This is a genomic window from Rhodococcus sp. BS-15, from assembly GCF_000813105.1.
Classification (GTDB): domain Bacteria; phylum Actinomycetota; class Actinomycetes; order Mycobacteriales; family Mycobacteriaceae; genus Rhodococcoides.
In genome coordinates, this window is sequence record NZ_BAOX01000062.1 from 1 (window position 1) to 20,483 (window position 20,483).

The 20,483-nt window shown below is 62.7% G+C and carries 13 protein-coding genes and 4 pseudogenes; 5 read left to right on the plus strand and 12 right to left on the minus strand.

Annotated features, from left to right (window positions below; translation table 11 throughout):
• Nucleotides 1-733, minus strand: a pseudogene (locus RHBS_RS10200) (hypothetical protein); the annotation flags it as partial.
• Nucleotides 734-1,927: 1,194 nt separating this feature from the next.
• Here RHBS_RS10200 and RHBS_RS10205 point away from each other — a divergent pair.
• Nucleotides 1,928-2,380 carry a helix-turn-helix transcriptional regulator gene (locus tag RHBS_RS10205; protein WP_094650845.1) on the plus strand — a complete coding sequence of 151 codons (453 nt, stop codon included), beginning with the start codon at nucleotides 1,928-1,930 and terminating at the stop codon, nucleotides 2,378-2,380.
• Between the two features lie 98 nt (nucleotides 2,381-2,478).
• On the opposite strand, the gene RHBS_RS10210 is transcribed toward RHBS_RS10205, so the two are convergent.
• Together RHBS_RS10210 and RHBS_RS10215 are read right to left on the minus strand one after the other, a co-directional pair.
• Nucleotides 2,479-3,480: a GAF domain-containing protein gene (locus tag RHBS_RS10210; protein ID WP_094650844.1), complete on the minus strand. Its 1,002-nt coding sequence runs from the start codon at nucleotides 3,478-3,480 to the stop codon at nucleotides 2,479-2,481.
• Between the two features lie 54 nt (nucleotides 3,481-3,534).
• The gene (locus RHBS_RS10215; RefSeq protein ID WP_237669138.1) at nucleotides 3,535-4,329 is read right to left on the minus strand and encodes an SDR family oxidoreductase; all 795 of its coding nucleotides are present in this window, start codon (nucleotides 4,327-4,329) and stop codon (nucleotides 3,535-3,537) included.
• A 364-nt stretch (nucleotides 4,330-4,693) separates the two neighbouring features.
• On the opposite strand from RHBS_RS10215, the pseudogene RHBS_RS30400 reads away from it, so the two are divergent.
• The 3 genes and pseudogenes from RHBS_RS30400 to RHBS_RS28875 all read left to right on the plus strand — a co-directional run bounded on the left by RHBS_RS30400 (nucleotide 4,694) and on the right by RHBS_RS28875 (nucleotide 7,584).
• Nucleotides 4,694-5,865: pseudogene (locus RHBS_RS30400) on the plus strand (integrase).
• A 187-nt stretch (nucleotides 5,866-6,052) separates the two neighbouring features.
• Nucleotides 6,053-6,955: a nucleotidyltransferase gene (locus RHBS_RS10225; RefSeq protein ID WP_128645484.1), complete on the plus strand. Its 903-nt coding sequence runs from the start codon at nucleotides 6,053-6,055 to the stop codon at nucleotides 6,953-6,955.
• A 101-nt stretch (nucleotides 6,956-7,056) separates the two neighbouring features.
• Nucleotides 7,057-7,584, plus strand: coding sequence for a hypothetical protein (locus tag RHBS_RS28875; protein ID WP_068373957.1), 528 nt, complete (start codon nucleotides 7,057-7,059; stop codon nucleotides 7,582-7,584).
• Nucleotides 7,585-8,631: 1,047 nt separating this feature from the next.
• Here the strand turns inward: RHBS_RS28875 and RHBS_RS10235 are convergent.
• The 6 genes and pseudogenes from RHBS_RS10235 to RHBS_RS10260 all read right to left on the minus strand — a co-directional run bounded on the left by RHBS_RS10235 (nucleotide 8,632) and on the right by RHBS_RS10260 (nucleotide 17,178).
• Nucleotides 8,632-9,630 carry a DUF368 domain-containing protein gene (locus tag RHBS_RS10235; protein WP_121870942.1) on the minus strand — a complete coding sequence of 333 codons (999 nt, stop codon included), beginning with the start codon at nucleotides 9,628-9,630 and terminating at the stop codon, nucleotides 8,632-8,634.
• 235 nt (nucleotides 9,631-9,865) lie between these two features.
• A complete protein-coding gene (locus RHBS_RS10240) occupies nucleotides 9,866-11,182 on the minus strand; it encodes a CdaR family transcriptional regulator (protein WP_128645486.1) in 1,317 nt (438 codons plus the stop codon).
• Nucleotides 11,179-12,612, minus strand: a complete 1,434-nt coding sequence (locus tag RHBS_RS10245; RefSeq protein WP_128645487.1) for an NAD(P)/FAD-dependent oxidoreductase — start codon at nucleotides 12,610-12,612, stop codon at nucleotides 11,179-11,181. Before RHBS_RS10245 ends, RHBS_RS10240 begins: the two co-directional genes overlap by 4 nt.
• Nucleotides 12,609-14,485: pseudogene (locus tag RHBS_RS10250) on the minus strand (DUF3556 domain-containing protein). Before RHBS_RS10250 ends, RHBS_RS10245 begins: the two are co-directional and overlap by 4 nt.
• Before the next feature lie 108 nt (nucleotides 14,486-14,593).
• Nucleotides 14,594-16,054 (minus strand): annotated as a pseudogene (locus RHBS_RS10255) (class I adenylate-forming enzyme family protein); the annotation flags it as partial.
• 209 nt (nucleotides 16,055-16,263) lie between these two features.
• Nucleotides 16,264-17,178, minus strand: a complete 915-nt coding sequence (locus RHBS_RS10260; protein WP_121870937.1) for an aldo/keto reductase — start codon at nucleotides 17,176-17,178, stop codon at nucleotides 16,264-16,266.
• A gap of 115 nt (nucleotides 17,179-17,293) precedes the next feature.
• Here RHBS_RS10260 and RHBS_RS10265 point away from each other — a divergent pair, with 115 nt between their 5' ends.
• Nucleotides 17,294-17,716: a phosphate acetyltransferase gene (locus RHBS_RS10265; RefSeq protein WP_121870936.1), complete on the plus strand. Its 423-nt coding sequence runs from the start codon at nucleotides 17,294-17,296 to the stop codon at nucleotides 17,714-17,716.
• Nucleotide 17,717: 1 nt separating this feature from the next.
• On the opposite strand, the gene RHBS_RS10270 is transcribed toward RHBS_RS10265, so the two are convergent.
• From RHBS_RS10270 to RHBS_RS28880, 3 genes are all read right to left on the minus strand, one after another.
• On the minus strand, nucleotides 17,718-18,389 hold the full coding sequence (locus RHBS_RS10270; RefSeq protein WP_187298435.1) for a triacylglycerol lipase: 672 nt from the start codon (nucleotides 18,387-18,389) through the stop codon (nucleotides 17,718-17,720).
• A gap of 635 nt (nucleotides 18,390-19,024) precedes the next feature.
• Entirely contained in the window at nucleotides 19,025-20,017 is a 993-nt protein-coding gene (locus RHBS_RS10275) for a phytanoyl-CoA dioxygenase family protein (RefSeq protein ID WP_121870934.1), read from the minus strand.
• Nucleotides 20,008-20,483: hypothetical protein (locus RHBS_RS28880; RefSeq protein WP_187298436.1), on the minus strand; the 476-nt coding region annotated here is incomplete at its 5' end. The genes RHBS_RS10275 and RHBS_RS28880, both read right to left, overlap by 10 nt.

A 20,483-nucleotide genomic window follows, 5' to 3' on the forward strand; every position in this document is an offset into this window, starting at 1 on the left:
CCGCTGCACCGATCGCTGCACCACCGGCTGTGGCGGCGACACCCACCGGGACAGCTCCGACACCGGGGATCAGAACCGACCCGACTCCTGCGCCGGTGATGCCGCCGATGGTGCCGCCGATCAGGCCGCCGGCCAAGATCGCCGCTGGTGCTACGACTGCGTAGGTCGTGACAGCGGAGGTCGTTCCTCCGATGAGGACGCCTGCCGAGGTGCCGGCAGCCATCCGGTCCGAGCGTGTCGTCGGGATACCGAGGTTGTTGAAGTACGTCGCGCCTTGGGCTTCGAGCACAGCGGCGGTGTTGTTGACACGGTCCGCGTCGTCCTGGCTCAACCAACCTGGCTTCTCGCCGGAGATAGCACCGAAACGAACGGTGTTGTCCGGGGCCTGAATCGGAGCAACCGGCGTACCCGGTGCTACGACCGTCTCGTCCTTGGAAGGTTCGGGTACAGCGTCGGTCGAGGGCTGTGGGGCAGGCGTCGGCGGCGTCTGCTCGACTTTGGGTTCGCTGTAGTAGATCGGCGCGTTGTAGTTGGGAACCGAACGGGTCGGTGCGTTGCGGTACTCCGCCGGTGGCACGTAGGGGCCGACGTACTGCCAGTCCGCCGTCGTGCCTGAATCTTGCTGCGATACCGACGGGGACGGTGCAGTGACGCTCGGCTGGCCGCCGGGAACTTCTGTGGTTACCCCGGGCTGCCCTGTCGCGGCAACGGCGAATCCAGCGCCGGTGAACATCGCGGCCACCGTCAAAGTGAGCGCTGCTGTCGCTGACGCTGCGACAGGACGAGGGATCGCACGGTGGCGTGCTTTAGTTGAAGAGCGAGTCGGCATGGTGATATATCTCCTTTGAGATTTGTTGACCTACAACAAATTTGGATCTCAGATCGGTCGAGCAATTCAGCTATTGACCAGCAGGGAGGCTATGTGGGGCAATCGCATCGGCATGTGTGGATGTCGATCCGATTGCCTCACTTACTCATTTAGATCTAGCCGAACACCACCGACCAGAACCAAGGCTGCTGAAAAATCCACATCGGGTATCGGAATCCTTTCTGTGCGGACGGGTGTGATCTCGAGGAGTGATGTCCCGGCGGGGTCGCGCAGCGCTGAACATGATGAATGCGCTCACTGCGCGACCCTCGCGCCGGTCCACCGGTCGAGCTACAGGGCGCGGGGGAGCTCCTGTAGCTCACGAGTGGGACTATCAGCGAAAGCCCACCCGAGTCGGGTTGCAGTCCGGACTGTCAGGTCTAGGGCTTACGGGTAGGAATGGACCGCTCCTTGCACGATGTGGATGGACTCCACTCGGCTAGCAGGGCTCCGTCGTCACCGATGTATTGGTGGCGACCGGAATGCCCGTGGTCGAGCGAGCAGGCAATCAAGTCGCCATGTGTCCGATTTACGACGATTGACGCGCAGAACTGTTTCTGCGGGAGGAAATTTGGCACCATCGCATCCCGTGCGGCACTCACCTTGATTCGCCCCCGTAACCCCGGCGAAAGCGGCGATGTCGGGCGAATGCACCTGCCGTCGCACTTTGTCCGTAACGGCCCAACGCTGAACTTCGACGACGGCAATTGCTGATCTCAGCCGTCGATGGCAATTGCGATGCGGCAAGGGCGAAAGACGCGAACATGTGGAACTCCCGACAGGAAAGATCGGACGGAACCTGCGAACAGACCGACCTGATGTCCCGCGCTACAAGCAGTGCTGAGAACGACAAGCACCGAGGAATCCCTTTTGGGCGCGCATCAGGACTGTAGAACAGGTTAGGTGCACCGCGCAATCCGTTCTGCTTCGTGGAACTCAAATCGAATAGGTGCATGGATGCAACAGTAACGCGCAACTATAAAACGCACAAGAGTTCGAGGCTGCGGTGGATCGAGCAAGATGGGACTGTCTTGTAGGTTCGACAGGGAGTTGGGGACAGTGCCGCGAAGCGGAGTTCGTGGGTTTCGCGCCGACCGGTTGCGTGAGCTGCGGGTACGTGCGGGGTTCAGTGCTGACGACCTTGCGGCCAAGGTGGGCGCGACCAGGCAAGCAGTGTCGACCTGGGAAACGGGGCGCTCGACGCCACCGCCTGCGACGCTTGGCCGAATTGCGAACGCACTGCACACGTCGGTCGCAGCGCTTGTTCCGATCCCGGAGTCTCAGCTGAAATTGTCCGACCTTAGGGTGCACGCCGCGCTGTCTCAGGGCGACGCTGCGCAGCTGCTCGGGATGTCGAACACCGTTCTCGCCGACATCGAGCGTGGGCGTAAGCCCGAAACCGAGGAGCGCATCGAGTCGTTTGCCGAAACGTATGGGGTGTCGACGCGTACGGTGGCAGCTGCATGGAGTCGAACGCGCGATGCTCGCACGACACGCGCGCAGGTATTGTAAATCACGCAACTATAAAACTGATCTGGGTCCCAATGGTTCCCATCTTTCTCGGTCCGCAGCGGTCTCTGTGGATCCATATGAATCCGCGAAATTATTTACTACTTGCACAATTCGGTCAGAGTGACGAGTGCGGCCGTGGTGTGCTGATCGAGTGAAACTAAAACCGCGTCGATTGTCATCGGCTTCCAATTTCCGTCAAGAGTTCTGAAGCGAAGCACGCCGTTGGCGCGTTCGCGTGCGAGTGCGTTCGACATTTGCTTCGCAATTGGTACGTCGTCCGGATGAATCGCAGGTACCGGTTCGCCAGGAAGGTTTTCCCAGCAGATATCCGGTGCGGGTTCAGAGTTGTACCAGCGCAACAAGTTGAGTGTTCTGAGGTTCACCAGTGCGCGGTACTCGCCTTCTTTGGTGGAAGCCTCCAGAACGCGATGCTCGAGAATCGTAGGTGGGGGAGCGATATTGATTTCCCCTGCGGGGCCGATGTCGTGGGTGATACCCCTCAGGATGACTTCGGTTCCCGAAACCCCGTCTTCGGCAATCATCCGGCACGAGAAGTGCGCGGCCCGAAGTTCACCGTCGTCCCGCCTCACTGTCCAGACCGCTTGGTGAGTGGTGCCCGGCGCTGATTGCACGATCTTCGCCATTGCTTCGCTCTCGTCACGGTTGGTGACCAGTCGGGTGAACGCGCCCGCGAGTGCGCGCTGGGTCTCGCGCTCGTCTTGCGGAACGCGATACAGGTCGAGTAGATCGTCGCTACCGCTTGCCGTGCTATTCGTGAGGTTGAACTGCCACGCCCCCGCGGCGTGGCGTGGAGGTGGAGTCTCGTCACGCTGGCCAAGCCATACCCACGCGCCATGCGTACGGGCAGCAAACGTTTGTAGTGGTTCGGCCACTACTCGCCTGACTCGGTCTTTGGATAGCCGATCCACTACGGCTCCTGTAGAAAGCGCCTCCGCTACCGCGGCGACTGCCTCTTCGCGGCTGGTGGAGCTACGGAGAACTTTACGAGGTGGAACAAAGGATTTGGGCGAAGACCCAACCCCGATGACCGACGGCTCCCCGTCTCCGAACGTCTCAATCAGGATCCAGCTATTCGACATGGTTGACCGACCCCCGCAGGTCTGGTGAGTGAAATGTTAATTGGTGACGGCTTCTCAGCGCCGCCGCAGTGCTTGGAGCGCAGGCAGCAGATGTTGATAATGAGAGCCGAGTAGGCGCGTGGTTACGTCGATGAGGCGGGCGTCATTTCCGATTGTCACCTGCGACTTACCCTTCCATGCGCCCGCAATGATCTTCTGGGCTGCCACTTTAGGGGCGGTTCTGGCTACGCGGGTGTCGAAAAAATTCGCCGTTCGCGCGCGATCAACGCCGGGTGCCGCCCGTGCCGTCCGTGCGATCGGCGTTTTGAGTCCACCAGGGATAACGCACGTCGCACGCGCAGTTCGTGATGCGAGCCGCAGCTCTTGGTTGAGGGCCTCGGTGAAACCTCGTACGGCAAATTTCGACGAGTTGTACGCCGAGTAGCCTGGTGCGGACATAACCCCAAATGCAGACGACACGTTGACGATTCGACCTCGACGTGAATTCAGGATGTCTGGAAGGAAGGCGCGAGAGCTATTCACCACACTCTCGAAGTTGGTTGCCATCACGAGATCGAAGTCAGCTGTGGGAGTGTCGATGACGTCACCCCTGTAGAGAACGCCCGCGACGTTGAAGATCGCATCGAGACCGCCAAGCGCTCTACGTGATGACTCGGCCCACGAGTTGATCTCGGTCCGGTTGGCGACGTCGACTTGGGTCGCGCGTGCGACGGTGGTCATAGCAGCACATCGGGACTGCGTGTCCAGCAGTGCGTCGTAGTTGTTGTCCGCGAGAGCAAGTGACCATTTCTGGCTTGCTAGCTGCAACGCAATTTCGCGGCCGACCCCAGAACCTGCGCCGGTGACCACTGCTCTCCATTCCCCTGGCATCTAACGCCGCCTCCCGCACCTCGCTGCCCTTGGTAACTAGGCACAGTAACGAATGACTGAAGGTCGCGCTAGCAACCAGCTGGTCTGTATTCCGGTTTGTACCCAGTGGTTGGATGCGTTCGTACGGAGATGCTCGAAGATACGATGAAACGTCGGCGTGAAAATGACTTCGGGCCGGAAGTCTCGCCACCGCATTGCACGACGGTCAGTATCGAGCAACGTCTATAAGTACATCGGATGTCCCCGCGGTAAGTTGCATTTTCCGCACCGTTTTGGCTGAAACGCCAGTTCAGCACAGTTTTCGCTCCGCAGCTCTGTCGGTGACCTGCGCTAGGCTGCCGTTATCGACTTCCGGCCAGGCAGAACACCCGCGGTGAGCACATCGGTCGGCCGTGTGGAACTTGCAACTGCGGCCGTGGAGCCGGAGATCCCACCGGCCGTCGCGAAGCGGATCGCGAGAGCGGTGGAATCTTCGCGGTCGGAGGGGACGCGGCGCACCTACGCCGCCGGGTGGCGACGCTTCGCCCGCTGGTGCGAACGCGAGGGACATGCCGCATTGCCGGCGCACCCGGTCACCGTTGCCGCGTATCTCGTCGACGCCGCAGATACCCGCACCGAAGCGGGGGGAGCGGTCCTACGCCGTCTCTACCTTCGGGACCTGGATCGCCGCGATCAACCACCAGCACCGCACCACCGGACACCTCTCCCCGTCCGCACACGAACTCGTCACCGCCACCCTGTCCGGGATACGCCGGGAGTACGCCGCCGCGGGGGACCGCGCCCGCACCCCGCGAGACCCGTTGCTTGTCGATGACATGAAACTCCTTGTCGAGACGGCCCGGAAGCGGTGTCGCGGGTGGGCCGACGAGGTCCTCGAACGCCGTGACTCGGCAATTCTGCTCCTCGGCTTCGCCGGCGCATACCGCCGGAGCGAGTTGTCAGAGATGGCGTGTGGGGACGTCACTGTGCATCGGTACGACGGCCTCCACATCCGGTTGCGGAAGTCGAAGACCGACCAAGAGGGCAGAGGAGCGGTGAAAGCGCTGCCGTACACCGACTCTCACGAGACCTGCCCGCCATGCGCGTACGTTCGCTGGGTCCAGATCGTCGGCGCATTCGACGTCGGCGGCAGGCCGTCGGTGATTAGGCTGCTCCGTAAACGGGAGTTGTTCGACGCGCACGTGTGCCGTGGGGGAGTACCTCGCACCGCCGCTCGCGCGCCGCTGTTTCGCGCCATCGCCAAGAACGGAAACCTGGGGGACACTGCGTTGTCCGGAGCAGCAATCCACCAGACCATCCGTCGCCGTGCTGACCACGCGGGCTTCGACCCAACCGCTCTCGCCAAGCTCGGAGGTCATTCCCTGCGCGCTGGGTTTGTCACACAGCACCCGCAACGGTGCCGACGGATCCGCCATCGCCCGCCAAACCGGCCACGCCAGCCTCGACTCGGTCGAGGTGTACCGCCGCGAGCACACCCCACTCGTTGGGAATGCCGTCAACGACATCGGCTTATAGCCAGTCTGCCTGGAGGTGACGGTCTCGCGACCCTAGAGCCGCCGGGTCGCCCTCGTTGATTCGCATCACGTACGTGCTCGCAATTTCGTTGTCGCCTGTCAGAGGCTTTTGGAGTCACGGGCTCCATCGCATAGTTAGAACTGTCGGTGCCCAGCTGTAGCCTCCTGGTGAGAAACCGGGAGCAGATATGAACCTTGTAGAACGCCAAGCGATTCTTCGTCGTTGGGTGATGCCGTCGAGCGATTACGAGAAGGACAAGCAGGACCGCGCTCTACGGATGGTCAAGAGCGCCATTGACGCGTGGCCGGCCTTCAATGGCGTGGCGTACCACATCTACGCGAAAGGCTCCTACGCCAACAACACGAACGTCCGCCTCGACAGTGATGTCGACATCGCGGTGCAAAACCGAGAGTGCCTTTACTACGAGTACAACGGCTGCGAGCAACCGTCGAGTGAAGGGACCCCTACATATGACGGCGATTGGACACCGCCACTCTGGCGCGCCGAAATCTTGGCGGCGCTAGATGCAAAATTCCCAGGCGAGGTTTCCGGGTCCGGAGTCGTCGCCATCACCATCGACGAGCACGACGGCACCCGCCCCGACATAGACGTGGTCCCAAGTTTTGACTACGTCCGCTACGACTCGTCCGACCAAACCCGGCAGCATAGAGGCAGCAAGGTGTTCCCGAAAACTGGATCGCCCATTGTCAACTACCCGCAACAGCAACTCGACCGCGGCACGGCCAAGAACGGACGGACCAACGGCCGATACAAGAGATTCGCACGTGCTCTGAAGAGTGCAGAGAACCAATTGGTCGCAGACGGCACCATCAGCGACCTGCCGTCCTACTTCATGGAGTGTCTTATCTGGAATGTGCAGGACGAGATACTCACGGGTGGGTCGGATCTCAGCGCCGGGTTCAAGTCCGTGCTCGTGTGGCTGTGGAACGGATTGAAGGAAGAGAACTACGTGCGGACAGACTGGGAAGAACCGAACGGGTTGAAGTATCTCTTCCACCCCGGAGCCAAATGGACTCCGGGCGATGCACGTGAACTCGTGCTCGCGACCTGGCAGTACCTGGACTACTAATGTCTAAGGACCAAGCTCGGCTTGTCCGGATCGTCGCCGTTGCAGTCAGCGCGGTTTGGGGCGCTGGGCTTTACCTCAGCGGCGTCGATATCGATGACTCGATGCGACGACTTCTCGCCTACATTCCGTCCGCCTCCGTGTTACTCGCTGTCGCTTTCGACCTCTGGATCTGGAAGTGGCCAGGGGTTCATATATTGGTAGGGCGACCACGTATGGACGGAACCTGGCGCACGACCATCCGGCCGCACCAGAAGAGTCGAATTCCGAAGGGTGGGAACTGGGGGCCGATCACAAGCGCTGTGGTCGTTGAGCAGACGTTCTGGACGATCAGCGTGCGACTGCTGACGGCCGAGAGTTCTTCGATGTCGGAGATCGCATCATTGCGCAACCACGGCGAAAGCAAAGAGCAAACGCTGCTGACCTACACGTACCGAAACGAGCCGCGGGCGGAACACCGCCCGCGGAGCGCTCCGCACCGAGGGGCATGTGAGTTCACTGTGGTCGGAAGACTCCCCAAGTACATCACCGGCACGTATTGGACCGACCGCTTTACGGTCGGAGATATGGACCTGACCTACGTCGACCGAAAGAAGGACCGCCAATCGCTGGCCGATCTTCCCCTGTCCTGACTAAAGGAGACTTCGGCGGAGCCGTGCAAAAAAAGTTCGACCCGTGAGACACTCGACACTCTGAATTGCCCCGAGTTTTCTTGCCGCTTCCACGCTTGCGACATCTCCGGGTAGAGGGTCGATTCTTGACTGTAGTAGACCTGCTCGACCGACGGGGGCGCCGTCACGATCGCTTGCGTAGGTCAAGATGCGTTGACGGTGCGGTAACTGAGGTTTATGCCTCTGGCGTGCCAGAGGCCGTCGTGTTCACATGTCGAAAAAGGTGAGGATCTGTGCAGTCACCTGCTCCATGGTCGGACATACGTACTTGTCGCTGCAGCGACCGGTCGGAACCGCCCAGCCCAGGTGGCAACGGTCCTTGCCTACCGGGTCGACGTCGATTGACTTCGTCGGACTTCGGAAGACGCTCGACCCCGGAACTCGCTCAACACTTTGATCTCGGTTCGGATGTTCCCACCTGAACTCGGGCGGGCACTTGAACTCCCGAATCGTCAGCTCAGGGGGTGTATATGGATCCACACCGGTCCGCGAAACCGTGTGAGTTACTACCAGGAGGTTAGGGGTTCAAATGCCCGTCCGAAAGGCGAGTTCTACACTGTAATGATGAATATGTCGTGGCTCGAGAGCAACGACTTGCAGCGCTCAGAGCGCTCCAAATCAACGTGCATTCAGGCGGATCCACCACGGTCCACACGGTTTTACCAGACGAATCTCGGTGTCACGAGCGTGTCACATGTCGGTACGAACGAGGGTGGATTCGGGTGGTACGGACTGGACGATTGACGCAGGTCAGAGTATCTGTGATGGTTCCATGCGGACGTATCTGGTTGTCTCGCAACATACTTGTAAGCGAGCGGTCAACGGTTCAATCCCGTTAGGAGGCTCCACTGCTCCGATCCCGCTGCTGGGGTCGGAGTTTTTGTGTCTGTGCGGGCCCGGTGTGGAGGGTTCGCGCGCGAATACGCCCCTCGTGGGAATTCACGGTGCCTGCAGGCGGTGCGGATTTCGACGAGGTGCGTGGATGGCCGGCAACGCCTGCCGTTTCGGTCAGGGCGTACGCGTGGTTGCCAGTCGCCTCTGAGCGATGGCGACCACAGCCACGACCGCAACTCCGATGGCGAACAATCCCAAGGCAGCGGGCCATTCGTTGCCGACGGCCAGCAGCTCTCTGTTCTCGCCCTGCCACGGCCACAGTGCACGCAACGATCCCAACAGCAGACCGGCAGCGGCGACCATCGCCAGATTGTGGTAGTTCGCCAGCAACCACTCGAGCACTCGAACGAAGCTGACCAACCCCACCAGAGCGCCCAGGGCGAATACGGCCAGGTACGTCAGGTTCCGCTCGTCGACGGCCGTGAGTGTCGGCGCATACAGGCCGATGACCAGCAGGAAGAACGACCCCGATACGCCTGGCAGTACGAGCGCACAGATTGCGATCGTCGCGGCGAAGAACACCAGGATCAACGACGGATTCGACGCCTCGGCCCCGGGTAACGACGTGAGAACGACGACCCCGGCAGCGAGAACGACGAACAGAGCCACGGCAGAGAGTCGGGACCGGGTGGTGGGGAACGCACCACGCGTGATCTCCATGAACGGGATCGCCACCGACATAGCGATCATGCCCATGAACAGTGCTTTGGAGTAGACGGGCTGATTCGTGACGAAATCCGCCATGATCCCCGCCACCGAGAACACCATCAACAGCATGCCGACGCCGACCGTGACGAGCAGCCACCAATCGACCTGACGGACCTCGGCGCGCACGTCGGACCGCGTCACCACGGCCTTGGGGATGTCCGTCAGATGTTTCGCCGACGCGATGGCCCGGGTGTAGATGCCGGTGACCAGGGCGACCGTGCCGCCGGAGACCCCGGGGACCGTTTCCGCCAGACCGATCAGACCGCCGCGAACGACGTTGACCGCCAATTCCGTCGCCGGCGGCCGCCCCCTGGCAACTTCATCGAGTTCGGGTCGCTGGTCCAGCCCGGGGCGACCCTGGTCCTTGTCCCCATGGTCGGAGGGCGTCTGCCGGTTCGTCGTCATGCCCGAATCGTCCCAAACACCACTATGTCGCCTGACACCGGCTCGACAAGCTCAGGTACAACCCATCTGCACGGCCCGTACGGCGGGCAGCATCCACTGTGCCTCACCAGCCACACCGCCGCTGCGGATCAGCTCCTCGCATTCGTGAATCCGACGCCGATCGGAGTCAGGTATTCGAATGTGAGGGGCCGATTCGGCTCGGTCGGTCGAGACAGCCGAGGTGGCTGTCCAGGGGTCACATCGGTTTGAGCACCGATGGGCCGAGGAATTCGCAGACTTGAAGTGCGAGGGCGAGGTCGAGTTTGTCGGCGCTCACAGTGTGTTGGTCCAGGGCTTTGTTGATTCGGTACTTGACGGTGTTTCGATGCAGGTTGAGGTGCTGTGCTGCGCGCAGGTGGCTTTCGTCGTGCGCGAAGTAGGCGTTCAGGGTTGTTCGGAGAATGGCTGCAGCCGGTGTGTCCTCGGCCAGTGGACCGAGCCTCTCCCACACCCACGCTCGGGTCGAGTCCAGATTCTGGGCGAGCAGCGACACGATCGCCACTCCCTTGTCACCGAATCCAACGATCGATCGAGTGGGGGTGCCGGGGACGGTTGCGACCGAGTACGCCGCGCGGGCTTGCTCGTGCGAGCGACGAAAGCCCTGAATTCCGTATGCGGGAAGACCCGCGGCCAGGCGGGTCGAGTCGTCGAGTTCGAGGACGGAGGACAGCTCCGAGGTATCGAGTGCGGATGTTCGTGAACCGAGTGGAATCCATGCCCACACTGTTCGCCGATCGATCGCCGTGATGATCGGAGGACCATTGGACTTGGCGAAAGCTGCAGTGCGGCGGGCAATGTCATCGATCGATCCGAGGGTGGTTGCGGCGTCGGGTGCGCTGTCCCAGACCACGACCGCAAGGTGTTGTTGATCGAGCCGGTAGCCGGTCTGATTCTCGAATGCTGTCGAGTTCTCGCTCTTGTCGGCCAGCAAAGTGTGAATAGTGGAGGAATGCACGTTGCCTTGGGCACCGATCCACCGTCTTCGCTCGCTTTCGTACGCATCGAAGACGAACAGGGTGATCCAGTCGATGTAGTTGTAGATCACGTCCGAAATATGTTCCAGCACAGGTAGTTCGAGGCTGGTATCGAGTTCGAGCTTGTGGATCTGCTCGAAACACTGGCGCATCATGTCGTTCTGTCCCATGTGGTATGCCCGCACCAGGGAGTTCGAAGGTACATCCCGTTGAGCGAGGCGCAGAGCGTACTCGACAGCGGCTGTGGTGGGCTGAAGATGGTCGACGGGTATGTCGTTGGCCAGCACGTGGATGATGGTCGAGACATTTCCGTGCACGGATGCTTCGAGGAGCTCGACCAGGACAGGGTCCTCGTCGAGTTGATCGATGTCGTGTGCGAGAAGACTGGTCATCGAGCGCACGATGTCGCTTTCCCTGGCCGCCAGCGACCGGGCGATGCCGGCGGAGGCGATCAGGACATCGTCGGCGGCGGTTGCAGGTACTCGTGCCAACCGCCCACGTGCCACCGCCCTGCGTTCCTGGGAGCCCGGGCTCGTCATCGCAATACCCTCGCGGACTTTCTCAGGTACTTCAAGGCAGATTCGGCGGCGTTGAAGCCGCACATGCCGTGTGCGCCTGCTCCCGGTGGGGTCGACGCCGAGCACAGGTAGACCCCGGGGACGCCGATACTGTAGGGGTCGAGGGCGATTCGGGGTCTGAGCACCACCTGCAGCTCGGTGTTCGCACCTCCGATTATGTCTCCACCGACGTAATTGGGGTTGGAGCGCTCGAGGTCTGCCGGTGACGTCACGGTCGTTGCGACGATGATGTCGCGGAAACCCGGTGCGAACCGCTCGATCTGGGCGATGACGGCTTCCGTTGCATCTCCCGTGTACCCGTTGGGCACATGCGCGTAGGCATACAGCGGATTAATCGTTCCCGCGGACCGCGTCGGGTCGGCTACATACTGCTGACCGACCAGAACGAAGGGGCGCGACGGCATCCTGCCCTGGGTGATGTCCTTCTCGTTCGCTGCGATCTCCTCGAACGTTCCGCCGAGGTGGACGGTACCGGCACGAGCGCAGTCGGAGTTGGTCCAGGGAACGTCACCGTCGATGGCGAAATCGACTTTGAAGGCTGCTGGGGCTTTACGGAACTTACTGTAGGCCTTGGCAACACGGTTCGGTACGGCGTCGCCGTAGATCTTCAGTGCAGCACTCGGTGACGTATCGAGAAGAACGATATCGGCCCGGGGAATGTCGGAGGCAGTCCGAACGGTGATCCCCGTGTCGATCTTGCCGCCCCAGTCGCGCAGCATCGATGCCAGCGATCGGGAGATCGCCTCCGAGCCCCCCTCTGCCACCGGCCAACCGTGGCGATGCCCGGACGCGGTGATCATCAGTCCGACGGCCGAGGTGGCGGGTCGGTCCAGCCGGTAGAACGTATGTGCCGCAACACCTCCGAACAAGGCCCTCGCTTTCTCGGTGCGCCACCACCGCGCTGCGACCGTGGCAGGCAGCAAGGCGCGGGGACCGAAAGCGACGAGAGGCAGCGGGTGTCGGGGCACGTTCGCTATCGGGCGCATCAGGTCCGCCGCAAGGACATCGAAATTGCGTGCGATATCTCCGAACATTCGCTTCCAGCGAGTCCCATCGGGACCGAGCCCGTCTGCGGTGGCGTCGATGGAGCGGAAGATGAGCCCGGCGTCACCGCCGTCGAGCGGATGGGCGCAATCGACCTCGGCCCACTTCCAGTCGAGGCCGTAGCGTTCGAGATCGAGAGTGGCGAGGTACGGAGAACCTGCGCCCATCGGGTGAATCGCGGAACACAGATCGTGAATTACACCGGGCACCGTCAGCTCGCCGCTGCGGGTGCCACCACCGATCGTGTCGGCCGCCTCCAGCACCTGAACATCGACTCCGGAGCGGGCGAGGTGTACCGCGGCAGCGAGCCCGTTGGGTCCGCTGCCGACGACTACGGCGGTGCTCATACTCGGTGACCCCGCTGTGATGTGGGTGCGACGACGGAGTCGCCGGACTCGGTTGCGGTGGTGTCGCGCATCTTGGGTTCCTCTACGGTGCCGGGGTCGGTGGCGGCGCGGTTGGCGTCGATGTCCAGTGTCCATGTCACATCGACCGGGATGGGGCCGTTGGGCAACCACGGTTGTTCGTTGATGCGTCGGCGACCTTGTACGTGCCGCGTTCGATGACTCCCAGCGCGGCGTCGATGACCTGATATTCCTGATAGTTCTTGTGAATCGGCTGCGATTCGATCCACACCGCCAGGAATTCTCCCGGGGCGAAGTTGCATCGGCGCTGGATTGCGGCGATGAGCTTGTCGTCGTGCAGGTGCCCGTCACCGAAGTTGAACGCGACGATCGAGTTGCAGGAGAATTCTCCTTCGCGGAGCGTGTAGGTGTCGATGTCGTCCCCGAGATGGTTCATCATCAGTGAGAACAGGGCGCGTCCCTGGCTGTGCAGCGAACGCCAGCCGAGAAGTTGGTGCATCACGACGTCGGCGACCTCGGGTGGGTAGCTGGCCAAGAGCTGGGTGCGAGTGTTCTGGCTGGGACGCTCGATGAACTGATCGAGCTTGTCCTCGCATCCCGGGGCGAACGCCCACGTCGCCGAGGCCCAGTTGCCGGCGTACTGCCGCATCGAAGGCAGGAACGAGACCAGATCGGGTCGAAGATTGCCCAGGATCGGAAAGAACACCAGACCCGCGACGATGAGTGCCAGCAACGCGAGCGACGAGAAGTCCCATACCGCGTAGCCGTCGGCGTTGGGGAAGCCGAGGAACAAGAACACCGCAGCGAAGGCGAAGAGCAGGTTCCACTCGAGGGGAACAGCGAGCGGGAACGTGGAGGTGATGAACAGATGGAACGCCACCATCAATCCGACACCGGCCAGTGCGACAACAGCATTGGTGGTGAACAGGAGAACGAGAGGAGTAGCGACCTCGACGAGGGTGCCCAGGACGTGGCCGACCCCGCCGGCAACTCTGGAGGGACGAAGGTCGTGGGGGAAGTTTCGGTAGTGCGCTCGCTTGAGGGCCTTCGACGGAATCCAGGGCGTGTTCGAGAGCATGGGAGGGATGACCATGGAGAAGTGGTGGCCGAGCTTGGAGATGCCGGCACAGACCCACACGGTCACGATGAGCAGTTTGAGGGCGATGATCATGTCGATGAAGGGCAAGAACGCGAAGAACAAGAGTGCGGGGAAGTACTGCTCACCGCGGGCGGCGATGAAGATGACCTTGTCTCGCAGTCCGATCACCACCAGCAGGGCTGCGAGTGACATCATCAGTGCGGGGCGCACCAGGCCGTTGTTGTCCGCGAGCGCGGAGTCGATCGAACTGGTGTGTACGCCGGGAAGTGTAAGCGCAACAACGATATTGACCAGTACGGCGTCATATACGACGACGTCGAATACGGTACGGCTGTCACCTGTGGTCAGGGGCACCTTGCCCGGCCACGGTGGCAGGCGAATGGTTCCCGGTCGAAGCCAGAACAGCGCACCGCCCATCATCGGTTTGAAGTGTCCGGCAAGCGGACCCCAGGATCCGCCCAGTCCTACGGTTTCGAGTAGCAGAGTCCAGAGCAGCAGCTTCTGGTAGACGATCGGCTCGTTCCACCATGCCGAGATGTCGAGCGGATTGTGGCCGGAGGTCAGGGTGGCCACTGCCACTCCTGCGCCGATGTAGAGGACCAGCAGTTTGAGGAGGTAGATGGTGTGGACCATCTTCGGGGTGCCGAATCCGTGGTCGGCCCAGTGGGTGGACATGGCCCGTAGTCGTTCGCGGAACGGTAGATCGAGAAATGTCGCAGGGTCGACCTGCGGGAAGTTTCCTTCTTTGAATCCCATGAGTGCTCCTGTTCGGGAAAGGATTTGGGCAGCAACGATCACCTCGTCCGGTAATCCGGACCAGGAGTGACGCGTGTCGTACGGCGAGTGGAGTTCAGCCACGGGCGTGGCCGAGGGGGTGCGGCGCAGGCCGGGTTTGTCGATCTTTCCGACGGGGTTGCGTGGCAAGGCGTCCACGACGTGGATCGCAACGGGCAGTTTGACTTTGGTGAGGCGGGCGCGCAGATGATCGAGCAGATCGGTGGACGTCACATCCGAGTTCGGATAGGTCACGACGTAGGCGACAGGCACTTCGCCGTAGACGTCGTCGGCTGCCCCGACGACGGCGGCTTCGAGGATCTCGGAATGAGTGGCGAGTGCGTTCTCGATTTCTTTGGGGTAGATGTTCTCACCCCCGCGAATGATCATGTCCTTGATGCGGTCGACGAGAGTGAGGTAACCGTCCTCGTCGAGGCGGCCCACGTCGCCCGTGTGCAGCCATCCATCGACGACCGTTCCCGAGGATTCGTCGGGGCGATCGAGATACCCGCGCATGACGTTGGGGCCGCAGATGAGGACCTCGCCGACGCCACCCACCGGCAGTAGCGTTCCGTGTTCGTCGGCGATCGCGATCGATTGGCCGGGGAGGGCAGGGCCTACGGTACCCAATTTACGAATACCGTTGGGGGGATTGCACGCCGACGCACATGTTCCTTCGGTGAGTCCGTACCCTTCGACGATCGTGTAGCCGAATCTCGTTTCGGCCCGATCCAGCAGTTCCTTCGAGATGGGAGCGGCACCGCACACTGCGAATCGAAGGGACGAGGTGTCGGAGACGATGTCGTCGGCCTGAGCGGTCAGTAGCGCGTAGATCGTCGGGACGGCCGAGAAGTACGTCGGGCGCAGCCGCGCGACGTCGTCGAAGAATCTCGACGGCGAGAAGCGGCCGGTGATGCTGACCTGACCGCCCACCGACAGCGGGGCGAGCACGCTGACACAGATCGCGTTGACATGGAAGAGCGGAAGAATGAGCAGGCTGTGGTCGTCACTGGTCAATCCGAAGTGCGTGGCCATCGCTCCGGCCATGTACTGCAAATTCGAGTGGGTCAGTTCCACACCCTTCGGGCGTCCAGTGGATCCCGATGTGTAGATCAGCAGCGCCAGATCCTCCGGAGCCGGGCCGACCGGCTCCACATCGACGAGTCCGACTGTGCGAGAGGTGATGTCATCGATCGAACGGATGACTTTTCCTTCGATCGGAGACGCACCGTCCTCGACGATGGTAATGGCCGCGCGTGCGTCGTCGATCTGATAGCCGGCCTCGGTGTATGTGAAGGTGGGGTTGACCGGCGTCGCTGCTGCACCGATCCGCCACGCTGCCATGATGGCAATCAACAACTCCACGCGATTGGGCAGCATCACCGCGATCACATCGCCCGCCGTGATTCCATCGGCCAGCAGGCAGGAAGCGAAACGATCTACACGCGTTGAGAACTCGGCGTACGTCAACTCTTCGTTGTCGTCGCGAATGCATGGTAGGTCCGCTCGTTCTGCGTCTGAGTTCCACGGTAGATAGTCAATGCCGGACACGATGTTCGATCCCCTCGCTAGTGCTGTGACTCACGACACTAATGACCCCCGTCATGGGGCGATACGGCCCGCGAGGCCAGACTTTTCGGACTCCGTTGTCACCGGAGCACAACGACCCTGTGAACGCGTCGTGGATTTCGACTCACCGTCCGGCACGGCGGTCGGTCGCATCGCTTCGTGAACTCGTCCTCGAGAGCCCGTTCAGGGGATCACGTCCACGCCAGGCGAGAGCGGTTGTCCCAGTAGCTCTTCGGGTTCTCTGCAATGTCCGAACCGGCCGCTGCGATCAGTTCGCGGTCGATCGACAGTGCAGCGACATTCTGTTCGAGTTGCGCCGCGGTGGCAGCGCCGGAGAGCACGACATCTGCCCACGGTTGCGCGAGTGCGATCGCCAATGCGAGGGCGTCACGGCCGACCCCGGCCGAATCCGCGACCCGGGCAAGTGCCGAATCTTCCGCGACGAGTCGGCCATTGGCCATCGCCTCTTTGACGACAACGAACCAGCCGGCCTCGTGTGCGCGTGCCAAGGCCGGGCCGACGGACGGCTCGAGGGGGTTCCACGTCGACTGTACCGAGCTGAACACCCCGATCTCCAGCGCTGCATGCACCACGTCGGCTTGATGCGGCCCGCTGGTGCTGATGCCGATTCGGGTACCGCTCTCGGCTATTGCACGCAGGTCGTCCAGCAGTGCAGTGTCGCCGAGAGCTGGACTGTCCGGGGTGACGCTGTGAATCAGGTAGTGGTCGGGCGCACCGCCGAGGTCGCGCAGGGTCTGGGGCCACTGTTCGGACAGACGGGCAACGGAGTGTTCTTTGACCTCGTGAACTTCGGCTCCCCGCTGGAATTCGGCGACGTAGGCGTATCCCCATTTGGATCCGATCACCAGGTCTTGACGCCTATGCGGCTGTCGAGTCAGCCAGCTGCCGAGAAAGCGCTCGGCGAAACCGTAGGAGCGCGCGACATCGAAGTGCCGAACTCCGTTCTCCCACGCGGCGTCGAGTACTGCGTGGCAGAGCTGCTCCAGGGCTGCCGGATCGAATCGGCCGTCCACGGCGTCGGAGTGTCCGACAGTCAGGTATTCGGGGCGTCCGAGTGCGGCAAGGCCGAGACCGAGTTGCGTCATGTGGTGGATACCTTCGTTCTGTCCGGGTTGGAAATGCGCGCACGCTCCTCAGGTATGGATACCATTGCCCTCGGGTGCTGGTTCAGGAGTTCCTGCGGTAGGGCATCATGGGTCGATGAGCGATCTCGAGTACCTCGCCACTTTGCTTGCTGGACTGGATGCTGAGATCTCGCGACTCTCCGCTGCCGAATCGGGTTCCGACGAGCAGTCGTCCGCCGTCGATGACGCGGCCGATGCGGTCCTGCGGCTTCGCTCGAAGGTCAAGGCCGGTTACTCGGGCAAGAAGGCCTACTACCTCGCGGTGTCGACCGATCCGAACGGAATCAGGGTCGAAGGGATTGCAGCGTTGCAGGGCAAACGGCCCCATGAATTGGTGCGAGACGGCGGTTGGATGCATGCGGATTCCAGCACGGTGCTCGATCTTCTCGATGACGATCAGATCAGTCGGTACCGAGCTATCGCCGGGCGCGGCGTGGCGCAGACGTATCGAGACTCGCGTGAATATCTTGCTACGGCAACAGGTCTGGCCGAAAAGTAGATCACGGCCGGGATCGATCGACCAGGATTTTTCGCATCCAGCCGTACACTCTCTCGTCGTTGAGCAAAGTGAAGTGATGCGCGCTGTTGATGGCCAGACCGTCGTCGGGACGAAGTCCTATGTTGCGCAGTTTGTTCCGTCCGCCGGCGCTGTCGGTGCGTACCAGGCCGTCGCCCACGAAGATTCCGACCGGGTGTCGCGGGTTTCCGGTGACGACCGCGGACGCGTGATGATGCCGTACCCCCTCCTGTACCGAGATGTCCGCGGCAACTCCGACGTCGAATCCGTCGGCGTAGCTGGCATGTCCCTCGTCTGCGGTGATCGATCCGTAAATGAGGTCGCGGACTCCGGCGCTTCGACGCGCCAGTAGGTTTGCGAACGGCCGGGTCTCGGGCGCGAGTGCCAGAGCTGCTGTGGCGACGTGAACGCCGCGTGCGAGCGGCGCACCCAGATGTGGTGTTCCCAAGGTGAATACGTCCGTCAACAGGTCCACCCATCGGCGGCCGCTCTCCGCAGCGTGGTGTGCTGCGCTGCGCGACACCAGGCCTCCCATGGAATGACCGACCAGGGTGATTCGATGAACCCGTACGGGCCATGCCGGCACGAGCTGTTCCAGAAGGTCCGACAGGTCCGCGCCGTTGGTGGCGATGCGACGTCCGGTGTTGTAACGCAAGAAGATCGAGGTGGTGTCGGCTTCGGAACCCAGCCGCTCCCCGTACGTGGGTCGCCCCCCCGAGCCGCCATGCCGATTCGGTTTCGACGAGCCCGTGGAGGAACAGCACGAGGTGTGCTCCCGCCTCGGGAAAAGCGGTGGCCAGAGCGCGGTACCTCGGGGGCACAGGGCGTCCGTCGACGCGTATCGACATCGGGTAGGCGAGGACTCGGGCGGTGTGCTCCATGTCGTCGCCGATGAGACCGTGCAGGATCGCGATGGTCTGTGCGCCGTACGTGGTGTGCGACGGCGACGGCCGAGGGTCGTCCTCGGTCGCTTCGTCGTCGGCCACTTCGGAACTGCCGGTCAGCGCACTGACTGTTTTGGCTGCGCCGGTGCAGGCGGCCGCGATGGTCGCGTAGGTGCCGGCGGCGATCGCGTCGTGCATCAGCTGTGTCGGTAGGACGGCGGGGCCGACGCCGAGTCGCACGGCAGCGAACGTGCGTCGTGCGATGGCCGAGTGCACTTTGCGAACACCACCCGCGGCCGACGCCAGCTCGCGAAGAGCGAGCTCACCGAGCTCGCCCCACTCCTGGGTGCTCTGAGATGTGGTCCCCACGCAATCGAGTGTACGTGTGTCCACTGAAACGGTCGGCTCAGTCGCGGCGACCGACCACCGGGTTGAGTTCGGAGGCCGCGAGACCGCCGGGCTCGACGCCGGGAAGGAACTCGCGCCACGTGCCGCTGATCAGCGTCGGCGATTCCACGACACGAGCCCCGTCGGCGAAGTAGGTGGTCGCCAACGCTCGGCGCGGCTGTGTCGTTCGGTTCGGCCCGGCAGTGTGGAAGCACAGCGCGGAGTGGAAGGACACGTCTCCCACTTCGAACGGCTCCGACGACACCGCGACGTCACGCTCGACGAAGCGATGGGCGACGGCCTCGTCGTACGACGTGCCGACCTTGTCGAACTCCAGGTCCGCGACCTCGGCCAGCACCTCCCGGCCGCGGGCGAACGACAGCGGACCCATTCGGCCGGGGATCGCCGACATCGGCATCCACGCGGTGACCGCCTGGACGGTCTGCAGCGGGAAATGCTCCGCGTCGTGGTGCCAGGGTGTGCGGCCGCAACCGGGCTCCTTGGACAGCGCATTGTCGTGGTAGAGCCGAACGGCCGGTTCTCCGAGCAGGGCTGCGGCCAGGCCCCCGATCCGGGGAGACAGCGCTACGGCGCGCATCAGGTCGTCGTGGAGCCACATCTGCTCGAGCGCGGTGAACCGGCCTGCGACGTTCTCACCATGCTCGGCGCGCAGCAGATCCTCCAGACGCTCGGCGAGGCGTCGTACCACCGCAGGCGACAGGACGGCCGGCAACTTCACGAACGCTTCCCGAGCGAAGGATTCGACCGCGGACGAGTCGAGCTCGTACGGCTCGGCGAGCTCACGCTCGACCTGCTCGTCGGATGCCGCCGGGGCGTCGGGTAGGCCGGGCCCGTCGACCAACTCGGTGGGTGCCTGGTCGTTGGCAGCAAGCGTGACGTACCAATCCCACCAGTCCTGATCGTCGCCGGCCCAGTCCTGGTCGATACCGCCGGCGCGATTCTGCTCGGGGAGCCGTTCGTTCGTCAGATCCACAGGTTCGTTCAGAGCCACAGCAGGGCTGCCTCGTGGGAGAAGGTGTAGGAACCCGACGCGTCGCGGCAGGAGGCGAGGTAGTCGCCCAGCACCGGCGCTGCTTCCATCTCCTCGAGCGACACGGAGTCGTCGAAGGCGCAGCGTTGCAGAAACCCTTCGACGACAACGCGATCGGACGTACCGGTGGTGTACGTGACGCGCTGGTCGCGCACGTCCGCGCCGGCTCGGATCAGCGCGTCACGCACCTGCTCGGCCGTCGTGTACGGGGTCGCTTCGCGGACGCCTGCCCGGAAGGCGTCGTAGAACGCCAGGTAGTGGGAGGCCGCCGTGGCCTGCGCGACCAGACCGAGGCCGCCGGGGGGCGAGCGCAGCCACGAATCGTTCGGCTGCGGCGTCCAACTCGGCGGGCGGAAGGGCGTAGAGCGCGTGGGTGGCCCACACGGATGTCCGTACCCGGTCCGATCGGGCGGGCAGGTCCCTGGCA

Excerpts from the sequence above, each read along its gene's own strand:
- RHBS_RS10210 (WP_094650844.1), bottom strand. The coding sequence starts at position 3,480 with ATGTCGAATAGCTGGATCCTGATTGAGACGTTCGGAGACGGGGAGCCG.
- RHBS_RS10225 (WP_128645484.1), top strand. The coding sequence starts at position 6,053 with ATGAACCTTGTAGAACGCCAAGCGATTCTTCGTCGTTGGGTGATGCCG.
- RHBS_RS28875 (WP_068373957.1), top strand. The coding sequence starts at position 7,057 with ATGCGACGACTTCTCGCCTACATTCCGTCCGCCTCCGTGTTACTCGCT.
- RHBS_RS10235 (WP_121870942.1), bottom strand. The coding sequence starts at position 9,630 with ATGACGACGAACCGGCAGACGCCCTCCGACCATGGGGACAAGGACCAG.
- RHBS_RS10240 (WP_128645486.1), bottom strand. The coding sequence starts at position 11,182 with ATGACGAGCCCGGGCTCCCAGGAACGCAGGGCGGTGGCACGTGGGCGG.
- RHBS_RS10245 (WP_128645487.1), bottom strand. The coding sequence starts at position 12,612 with ATGAGCACCGCCGTAGTCGTCGGCAGCGGACCCAACGGGCTCGCTGCC.
- RHBS_RS10260 (WP_121870937.1), bottom strand. The coding sequence starts at position 17,178 with ATGACGCAACTCGGTCTCGGCCTTGCCGCACTCGGACGCCCCGAATAC.
- RHBS_RS10265 (WP_121870936.1), top strand. The coding sequence starts at position 17,294 with ATGAGCGATCTCGAGTACCTCGCCACTTTGCTTGCTGGACTGGATGCT.